The organism is Jiangella asiatica (genome assembly GCF_004349065.1).
In the GTDB taxonomy this organism is placed as follows: Bacteria; Actinomycetota; Actinomycetes; order Jiangellales; family Jiangellaceae; genus Jiangella; species Jiangella asiatica.
On sequence record NZ_SMKZ01000022.1, the window covers coordinates 92216 to 100130 of the forward strand.

Here is a 7915-nt window from a genome sequence, read left to right on the forward strand (position 1 = left end):
GGTGAAAGCGGGCCTGCCGCGCTGAACGCGGCCGGCCGTGCTCAGGCGGCCGCGAGCTTGGCCTTCACCTGCGCCGGGCTCGGGTTGGTGAGCGAACTGCCGTCGGCGAACACCAGTGTCGGGACGACGGCGTTGCCACCGTTGAGGCTCATCACCAGATCCGCCGACGACGGGTCGGACTCGATGTCTACCTCGTCGAACATGATGCCCTCACGGTTCAGGGCGCTCTTGAGCCGATGGCAGTAGCCGCACCAGGACGTGCTGTACATGGTGAACCCCGACATCGACTCTCCCGTCCCTCGATTCGTTGTCATGTCACCTACGTGAACGCGGGCGACGGCGACATTCTTCCAGCCCGACGCCCCATGATCATCAACGGTTGGCGACGTCATGGCGTCGCCACCCGTTGATGATCATGGGCGCGCAGGGGGACAGGGTGTGCCGCGGTGGCACGCTGTCGGTGGCGGCTGCGAGGATGGGTCGATGCGCGCATCCGACGTCCTCGCCGGCCTCGATCCCGAGCAGCGAGCGGTCGCCACGGCGCTGAGTGGGCCGGTCTGCGTCATCGCCGGTGCGGGCACCGGCAAGACCCGCGCCATCACCCATCGCATCGCGCACGGCGTGCTGACGGGCGCGTTCGACCCGCGCCGCACCCTTGCCGTGACGTTCACCACGCGGGCCGCCGGCGAGATGCGCGGCCGGCTGCGCACGCTCGGTGTCGACGGCGTGCAGGCGCGAACGTTCCACTCCGCGGCGCTTCGCCAGGCCCGGTACTTCTGGCCGCAGATCACCGGCGGTGAGCTGCCGGAGATTTCGCGGAGCAAGCTGCCGCTCGTGGGCTCGGCGGCCGCACGCTGCCGGGTGCCCACCGACCGCACCGTCCTGCGCGACCTCGCCTCCGAGATCGAGTGGGCCAAGGTCAGCAACGTCATGGCCGAGTCCTACGTCGAGTCCGCCCGCGCGGCGCACCGCGAGGTGGGCGGTGTCGACGCCGAGACCGTCGCCCGCGTGTACGCGGCGTACGAGGACCTCAAGACCGACCGCGGCCTGCTCGACATGGAAGACATCCTGCTGGCCGCGGTCGGGCTGCTGGCCGGCCATCCCGGCGTGGCCGACGCCATCCGTGCGCAGTACCACCACTTCGTCGTCGACGAGTACCAGGACGTCTCACCGGTCCAGCAGCGGCTCCTCGACCTCTGGCTCGGCGATCGCGACGAGGTCTGCGTCGTCGGCGACCCTGCCCAGACCATCTACTCCTTCGCCGGCGCGCAGCCGGACTACCTGCTGAACTTCCCGCGGCGCTATGCCGAGGCCGCCGTGGTCCGGCTGTTCCGCGACTACCGCTCCACGCCCGAGGTCGTCGGCGTCGCCAACTCCGTGCTGCGGGGCGGGCGCACGGCCCAGGCCGGCGTGGTCCTCGAGGCGCAGCGCCCGCCCGGGCCGAAGCCGTCCTTCGTCGAGCACACCGACGAGCTCGCCGAGGCCGCCTGGGTGGCCGACCAGATCGCCAAGCTGGTGGCCAACGGCACGCCCGCACGTGAGGTCGCCGTGCTGTTCCGGGTCAACGCGCAGTCCGAGGCCTACGAACAGGCGCTGGCCGACGCCGGCATCGCCTACGTGGTCCGCGGTGCCGAACGGTTCTTCGACCGTGCCGAGGTTCGCCAGGCGGCCATGCTGCTGCGCGCCGCCACCCGCTCCGCCGACACCGCGCCGGACGCTCCGGATGCCGCTGCGGCGACGGCGGCCGTGCTCAGCGCGGCGGGCTGGTCGCCGACGCCGCCGGCCGGCGGAGGAGCGGTGCGCGAGCGCTGGGAGTCGCTGGCCGCGGTCGTAGCCCTGGCCGAAGAGGTCGTGGCCGCCCGGTCCGGTGCCACGCTGGCCGACGTCGTCACCGAGCTGGAAGCCCGTGCGGCCGCGCAGCACGCACCCGTCGCCGACGGGGTCACGCTCGCCTCGCTCCACTCGGCCAAAGGGCTGGAGTGGGACGCGGTGTTCGTCGTCGGCTGCCACGAGGGGACACTGCCGCTCAGCTACGCCGAGACGCCGGCGCAGATCGAGGAGGAGCGCCGGCTGCTCTACGTCGGCGTCACCCGCGCCCGCGAGCAGCTGTCCATCTCGTGGTCGCTGGCGCGCCAGCCCGGCGGCCGCGGCAACCGCCGCCCGAGCCGGTTCCTCGACGGCGTCCGGCCCGGCGGCATGGCCCGCAGCGACCACCGCGAGCGCAGCGCGGCGGCCGGCAAGGGCCGGCGGTCCGGGGCGCCGGCGCGCTGCCGGGTATGCGGGTCTCCGCTGGTCGAGGCGGTCGATCGCAAGCTCGGGCGGTGTGGCAGCTGCCCGTCGTCCATGGACGAGGCCCTGTTCGACCGGTTGCGCGCATGGCGGTTGGAGCAGGCACAGGAGCAGAAGGTCCCGGCCTACGTGGTGTTCACCGACGCCACCCTCACGGCCATCGCCGAGGCCAGGCCGGCGGACACCACGGCGCTCTCGGCCATCCCCGGCGTCGGCCGCACCAAGCTCGAACGATATGGTGACGATGTACTCGACCTGTGTCGCGATGTCGGCGATGAATGACCGTAAAAATAGGTTGCCCCTTACATTGCGCCAGGTCTACGATGTCCGAGCACGCGGTAGCGCCATGTGCCCATGAACCGGACGGTCCGGTTCGTGCCTACACCGGAAGGAGGGACGCCACGATGATGATCAAGACTCTGAACCCATCTGTGTGCGGCGTCGGCGACGCCTATGCGCGCTCCTTCCGTGGTGTCTCCGCCACCACCGGGGTGCGTCTGCTCGCGCCCGTCAACGCCCCGATCACAGGTGAAGTGCGTCCGCAGGCAGCCGATGTCAAGCAGGCCCACTTCGTCGATGGGGCCACGCGAGGCGTGCGCGTCCGCAGCTGGAGGCCACCGGTCTAGCCATGAAACGACCGGCACCTTCCAGGCCGCGGACTCCCACACCGGGAACCGCGGCCTTTTTGTTTGCCCGAAACGAGACCAGGAAGGGAGGTGACCGATCTCATGATGCTGACCAGCGTTCTCGACCAGGTCGACGCCACCGAGGAGTCCATCCCCTGCCGGAAGGACCCCGAGCTGTGGTTCGCCGAGTCGCCGGCTGACGTCGAACACGCGAAGGAGCTCTGCCGCGAGTGCCCCGTGCGGGCCCAATGCCTGGCCGGTGCCATGGACCGTGGTGAGCCCTGGGGCGTGTGGGGCGGAGAGCTGTTCGTGTCCGGCGCCGTCGTGGCGCGCAAGCGTCCGCGAGGCCGGCCCCGCAAGTCCGAACTGGCTGCCTGACCAGCACGCCCAGCACGACGAGCACCACCACGAACGGCGAACCGAACCACCTGAGCACGATGCGAGACGAACGGCTCGAGCCGACGACCGATGGCCCCGATGAACGGACCGACATGACCACCACCGACGTGACCACCGCAGATGTGAAGACCGCGGACCTTTCCCGAACAACTGACGGACCAGACTTCAGGAGCACCGAGATGCATCTCATGAACGAAGCCCTCGCGCGTGCGCACTGTACGGAGCAGCTGGAGCTCGCCAAGCGCGAGCAGCGAGTACGGCGCATCATGGCCGCCCGCCGGATGGACCGGCGAGCCGCCCGCGCTGCCCAGCGGGCCAGTCGATTGGCCTCGGCAGCCGTCGCGATGCGCACCCGCACCTACTGATCGAGCGGTGACCTCGTCCCCATGGGGACGCCATGATCACCCGCCCGGCACCTGACGACCCTGCGTCGTCCGGCGTCGACCTCGTGGCCCATGCCCCGAGCCGACGCCGGACGCCCGCGGGGTCGTCGTCGGCAGGACATGATCGCCGATGCGGCGTACCGTGTGGACCAGACCAGGCGTTGCGGACAGCGCAGGCCCGGTTCACCATCGACCGGGCTCCCGCGGGGTGGGCGGGGCGCCGACATCGACGGGGGGAGGACACGTGGCCGAGACGGTGACGTGTGCGCACTGCGGGATGGTGGTCGACGAACCACCGATGACGTGGATCAGCAGCGTCGAGCGGGGGCGGACGCTCTACTACTGCGACACCTGTGCCCGCGACCATCTGCGGGCCATCGAGGCCAGGCTCGACTCCAGCTGGTGGTGAAGCCGACACCGCGGCCCGACCGCCGGGCCCGTCGTCACCTGGCATCCGGGGAGAAGCCGGGCAGCCAGCGCGCGAGCTCCGCCCGGAACGGCGCCTGGCAATCCAGCTGCGACAACACGCCGATGCCGCCGATCCAGACCCGGTGGATGAGCAGGTACGACGGCGGCAGGTTCAGCTTGAGCCCGATGGAGTAGCCCGGCCGCCGGGGGTCGTTGATGCGGGCGAACTGCTCGCGCATCCACGGCCGGTTGAAGTGGAACGTCTCGACCGTGGCCGGTTCGAGGAACGGCGACAGGTAGTCGTAGAGCGCCTCGGGGTCGAGGTTGATGTGCGGCTTGACGAAGCCTTCGTCGCGCAACCCGTCCAGCATCTCCTCGGCGGCGCCGTCGAGCGCACGGCGCATCAGCTGGCCGATCGACGTCGGCAGCCCTTCCGGTAGCCGGGCGACCGCACCGTAGTCGAGCACGCCCAGCCGGCCGTCGGGGGTGATCCGGTAGTTGCCCGGGTGCGGGTCGGCGTGTAGCAGCCCGGCGCGCGTCGGCCCGGAGAACAGGAAGCGCACGTACAGCAGCCCCGCGCGGTCGCGTTCCTCCTGCGTGCCGTCAGCGATGATCTGCGACAGCGGCCGCCCGTCGAGCCAGTCGGAGATCAGGACGTGCTCGGTTCCCTCGACGAGCCGGGGCACCGCGAACTCCGGGTCGCCCTCGTAGGCCAGCGCGAAGCCGTCCTGGGCGTCGGCCTCCATGCGGTAGTCCAGCTCCTCGACCATGCGGTCGTGGAGCTCCTCGACCAGCGCCTTGGCATCCATGCCCGGCACGAGCGCGCCGATGGAGCGGCCCAGCCGGGCCACCTGGCGCAGGTCGGAGCGCAGCGCGTCACCGGCGCCCGGGTACTGGACCTTGACCGCGACCTCGCGGCCGTCGTGCCAGACCGCCTTGTGCACCTGGCCGATGGACGCGGCCGCCGCCGGGGCGTCGTCGAACGAGCGGAAGAGGTCGCGCCAGTCGGTTCCGAGGTCGGCGGCGAGCACGGCGTGCACCGTCGCCGCCTTCATCGGCGGGGCGGCCTCCTGGAGCTTGGTCAGCGTGGCCCGGAACGGCGCGGCCAGCTCCTCCGGGATGCCCGCCTCGATGACCGACAGCGTCTGCCCGAACTTCATGGCGCCGCCCTTGAGCTCGCCGAGCACCCGGAAGATGTGCTCGGCGGTGCGCTGCTGCACGTCGGCCGTGACGGCGTCGGCGGACATGCCGCCCAGCCGCCGTCCCAGGCCCACAGTGGCCCGGCCCGCCAGCCCGATGGGCAAGGTGGCGAGCTTGAAGACCCGGTTGACCGAGTTGCGAGGCGGATCGCTCACGACACCCATTGTGCCGCCCCGCCTCCGCCGCTCCACCCGCACCCACACCCTGGGTGTCGGGTCCAGCCCCGCCGGCGTGGCACACCACCTGGCAAACTCACCTCGAGGGTGGCGTCGACGGCGGCCGCCGCGAACCCGTCGAGATGCGCCAGGACCTGCGTGGCGGCCAGCCCGGCGACGACGGCGGCCAGTGCGGTATCGCCGGCCGGGCGCGGTGGCGGTCGGCGCATCGACTGGTCGAGCACGAGGGGCCAATGCGGGTCGCGGTCCGTGCGGTGCAGGTCGTGGCAGCGCAGGCAGGACGACTCGCCGGGGATCACCAGCGGCCCGACGATCCCGGTCAGCTCGACCAGTCGCACCAGCAGATGGGCGACGCCGTGCCGGACCAGGTCCGCCGCCTCGTCACGGCCGGTGCTGTCGGTGGGCGCCAGTACGGCGAACCGCGGGCCGTCACCGTCGGGCACAGTCGGTGAGACGACGACGGCGTCGCGCCGGACCAGCTGGCCGGCGGCGCGCTGGCGCGGAAGCCCGACATCGCCGGGGCCGTAGCCGCCCGGGCTGACGTCGCACGGCCGCACCGGTGCCGCGTCGAGCACGACCACCTCGCCGACCCCGGCGGCGGCCAGCAGCCGCGCTACCTGCGCGCCGACCCGGCCCGCGCCGTGCACGTCGACCCGCAGCCGGCTCCGGGCATCGAGGGCCGCCGCGCCGCCGTCGCGCTCGCGTCCCTGCAGCCCGATGCTGGACCGGTCCGGCGCGCGGCGGTCGTCGTCGGGAGCTCCCTCGTCCGCCGCCGCGTCGTCGCCGTCGATTGCGGCCCCGGCGGAGAAGAGCACCGCGAGCAGCCGATCGACGGTGCCGGGAGCGGCGCCCACCTCGGTGGCCACCTCGCGCAGCCCAGCGAGGTCGAGTCCGCTGGTCATGCCGCGCAGGATGGCGCGCTCGGGCGGGCCCAACCCGCCCAGCACCAGCGCGAGCCCTGGCGTGACGCCCACCTGCAGGGTGGACTCGTCACGCCAGGTGTGGCTCAACGCGGGATGCAGGACGGGTCGCACAGCGGCATCCTGCCCCGATTCGCGCCGCCGTGCGTTCGGCTGTCCACAGGCCCGTGCCCGTGGACAGCCGGCTCAGGCCTTGCCGAGGATGCGGTTCAGATTCGTCGAGCAGACCGGACAGGTCGCCTTCGCCATCCGGGTCCCCTTGTCGTTGACGACGACGTCGCCGGTGGCCTCACGCTTCTCCTTGCACTTCACGCAGTAGAACTCGCCGGTGTAGCTCTCCATCGGGATGGTCTCCTTCCCCCGTACTGACTGGTAGCGAGTCACGCTACGGGACGACGAGGTGTTGCGAGCCGTCCTCGGCGAACATCGCCGTGCTGGAGACAGGCGCGCGGCGGGGTCCCAGTTCCGCTGACAGGCGTGCGTCTTCCCCGTGAGCACGCTGGCGTCATCGTTTTCCGAGACCCCGCCGAACGATCAGACGGTTCGAGCGATGTGTGGTGTGCAGAGATCCGAACCGCCGGACATGTCAGTGAACGTACGGCGATCCAGCGGTTGCGGCAACGAGAACGAGAAGAGACTTTCCCAAGCCTGTGGATAAGTCTGTGGACGACCTGTGTAGTAGCCCGGGGTGGCTTGTGGACCACCGGTGCGCACGGTGTTGACGACGGTGCACTAGCGGCCATCGCGGCTCGCTGACCTGCGAATACGCCATCCACCACATGTGCATGAAGAAACCTGGCGCCAGAGCCGCGGCCGAACGTGTCGGAGTCCGGCAAACACGTGGTACGACGGCAATTCGGGGCAGTTATCCACATCGCTTCCACGCGACCGGTCGGGCCGGGAGTTACGGTTCTTTCATGGAGGCATCCGACGTCGAGATACGGCGTTCGCTGCGCCGCCGCCGGACGGTGACGGCGTTTCGCGAGGGCGGCCGCATCGTGGTGTGCCTGCCGTCCCGGCTCAGCAAGGCTGAGGAACGCCGCTGGGTCCAGGTCATGCTCGACCGGCTGGCCGCCCAGGAACGGCGTCGGCGTCCCAGCGACGGCGAGCTGCTCAGCCGGGCGCGCGAACTCTCCCGGCGCTACCTCGACGGCCGCGCCGACCCGTCCAGCGTCCGCTGGAGCACCGCGCAACGGGCCCGGTGGGGCTCTTGTACGCCCAGCGACGGCTCGATCCGCGTCTCCGACCGTCTCCAGGGCCTGCCGACCTGGGTCATCGACTACGTTCTCGTGCACGAGCTGGCTCACCTGCTGGTGAGCGATCATGGACGGGAGTTCTGGGACCTCGTGGGCCGCTACCCTCGAGCCGAACGTGCGCGCGGCTTCCTCGACGGCTACAGCCACGCCGCCGGCCGGCCTACCCCCTCGGACGCCGACGACGGCGACGTGAACGACCAGCCCGAGGACGAAGCCGCCGCCACCGACTGACGCCCCCCGCCGCCGTCCACCCGACCC

At 71.3% G+C, this 7915-nt stretch carries 10 protein-coding genes; 6 read left to right on the forward strand and 4 right to left on the reverse strand.

The window, feature by feature from the left end; genetic code table 11:
* Positions 1-41: 41 nt before the first annotated feature.
* A complete protein-coding gene (locus tag E1269_RS16620; RefSeq protein ID WP_275264602.1) occupies positions 42-314 on the reverse strand; it encodes a mycoredoxin in 273 nt (90 codons plus the stop codon).
* Between the two features lie 169 nt (positions 315-483).
* Between E1269_RS16620 and E1269_RS16625 the strand changes: the two genes are divergently transcribed.
* The 5 genes from E1269_RS16625 to E1269_RS32935 all read left to right on the forward strand — a co-directional run bounded on the left by E1269_RS16625 (position 484) and on the right by E1269_RS32935 (position 4106).
* Positions 484-2571 (forward strand): ATP-dependent DNA helicase UvrD2, encoded by a 2088-nt coding sequence (locus E1269_RS16625; protein WP_131896466.1) that lies wholly within the window; start codon positions 484-486, stop codon positions 2569-2571.
* A gap of 122 nt (positions 2572-2693) precedes the next feature.
* Positions 2694-2915, forward strand: a complete 222-nt coding sequence (locus E1269_RS16630; RefSeq protein ID WP_131896467.1) for a hypothetical protein — start codon at positions 2694-2696, stop codon at positions 2913-2915.
* Between the two features lie 102 nt (positions 2916-3017).
* Entirely contained in the window at positions 3018-3293 is a 276-nt protein-coding gene (locus E1269_RS16635) for a WhiB family transcriptional regulator (RefSeq protein ID WP_131896505.1), read from the forward strand.
* 113 nt (positions 3294-3406) lie between these two features.
* Positions 3407-3679: a hypothetical protein gene (locus tag E1269_RS16640; RefSeq protein WP_131896469.1), complete on the forward strand. Its 273-nt coding sequence runs from the start codon at positions 3407-3409 to the stop codon at positions 3677-3679.
* 262 nt (positions 3680-3941) lie between these two features.
* Positions 3942-4106 carry a hypothetical protein gene (locus E1269_RS32935; RefSeq protein WP_203433750.1) on the forward strand — a complete coding sequence of 55 codons (165 nt, stop codon included), beginning with the start codon at positions 3942-3944 and terminating at the stop codon, positions 4104-4106.
* Positions 4107-4140: 34 nt separating this feature from the next.
* On the opposite strand, the gene E1269_RS16645 is transcribed toward E1269_RS32935, so the two are convergent.
* The 3 genes from E1269_RS16645 to E1269_RS32940 form a co-directional block, all read right to left on the reverse strand.
* Complete coding sequence (locus E1269_RS16645; protein WP_131896471.1) at positions 4141-5460, reverse strand: ABC1 kinase family protein; 1320 nt, start codon at positions 5458-5460, stop codon at positions 4141-4143.
* Positions 5457-6515, reverse strand: coding sequence for a ThiF family adenylyltransferase (locus E1269_RS16650; protein WP_131896473.1), 1059 nt, complete (start codon positions 6513-6515; stop codon positions 5457-5459). Before E1269_RS16650 ends, E1269_RS16645 begins: the two co-directional genes overlap by 4 nt.
* Before the next feature lie 72 nt (positions 6516-6587).
* Positions 6588-6743: a DUF5679 domain-containing protein gene (locus E1269_RS32940; protein ID WP_203433752.1), complete on the reverse strand. Its 156-nt coding sequence runs from the start codon at positions 6741-6743 to the stop codon at positions 6588-6590.
* A 575-nt stretch (positions 6744-7318) separates the two neighbouring features.
* On the opposite strand from E1269_RS32940, the gene E1269_RS16655 reads away from it, so the two are divergent.
* Positions 7319-7888: a M48 metallopeptidase family protein gene (locus tag E1269_RS16655; protein WP_131896475.1), complete on the forward strand. Its 570-nt coding sequence runs from the start codon at positions 7319-7321 to the stop codon at positions 7886-7888.
* The last annotated feature ends 27 nt before the right edge of the window (positions 7889-7915 follow it).